Annotated in this window: 1 pseudogene; it reads left to right on the top strand. The window is 34.3% G+C overall.

The features are described 5' to 3' along the window. The first annotated feature begins 296 nt into the window (after window positions 1-296). Window positions 297-1,189 (top strand): annotated as a pseudogene (locus tag QUB44_RS30970) (IS5 family transposase). Window positions 1,190-1,197 lie beyond the last annotated feature (8 nt).

The following is a 1,197-nucleotide window of genomic DNA, read 5'->3' as shown; positions in this document are numbered from 1 at the left end:
AATCTCTGTTTGGGTGAAAATTGCAATAAGCGCACTTTTTTCAGTATAACCGATAATTCATCAACTTATTTATTTTTTATTTCTTAATAATAACCTCTTCATCCCTGGAGCAAAAATCCTGTCAAAGGCGTCAATTGCATATTAGACCTCTTGCAAAATAATTTTATGATACAATGAAAAATTTGGCTGAGAGTTGATTGAATCCCAACTCCTAACTTATTTTCACTCTTGTCTTGCTATAAATAAACAGGATAAAATGCTATAAAGTTGTGTTGTCGTTACACAATAAGTAAATCATGAAAAATCAATCTTATCTAAACTTGAAACCTTCGCAATTTCAACGTAGATTTGGTATCAAAATTCAAACCTTAAAAGCAATGGTTAACGCCTTGGAAAATTTCAAGTCATAAAATCAGAAAGACAGAAGAGGTCGTCGCACCATCCTAACTCTCGAAGAACAGGTCTTAATCGCCTTGGAATATTGGAGAGAATATCGAACATATTTTCATATTGGGACAAGTTGGGGAGTATCTGAATCAACTATTTACCGAATTGTAACTGATATCGAATCAACTTTAATGAAAACGGGAAAGTTCCGTATTCCGGGGAAAAAGGCATTACTCAAAGACTCTGATTATCCTGAATTCGTGGTAATGGATGTCACAGAAACAGCGATTGAGCGACCAAAAAAAAACAGAAAACATATTACTCAGGCAAGAAAAAATGTCATACTCTAAAAACTCAATTGGTAATTAATCAAGAGACAAGAGAAATTATTTGTACTGCTTTTGGATCAGGGCATTGCCACGATTTTAACTTATTTAAAAAAAGTAAAACTAATTTTCATCCCGAAACAAATAGCTTACAAGATAGTTGCTATCAAGGGATAAAGGATTACCACACGAATAGTTATATCCCTAGAAAGAAACTAAAAAATGGGAAACTTTCTCGAATAGAAAAAGACTACAATCGAGTTTTAGCACAGGAGCGAATCGTGATTGAACACGTTAATCGGAGTCTCAAAATTTTTAAAATATTGTCGAGTCGTTATCGGAATCGCCGTCGCCGTTATGGTCTGCGTTGTAATTTGTTGTCAGCAATTTACAATTATGAGTTAGCTCTAGTACAGCTCGGCGTAAATACACAGACTATTAAACAGCCAAGACTTTACCCTTATATGTCCACTTAAAAGGTTTG

The organism is Microcoleus sp. AT3-D2 (assembly GCF_036705715.1).
Lineage (GTDB): Bacteria > Cyanobacteriota > Cyanobacteriia > Cyanobacteriales > Microcoleaceae > Microcoleus.
The sequence above is the reverse complement of the archived record's forward strand: the minus strand, read 5'-3'. Positions and strand labels throughout refer to the sequence as shown.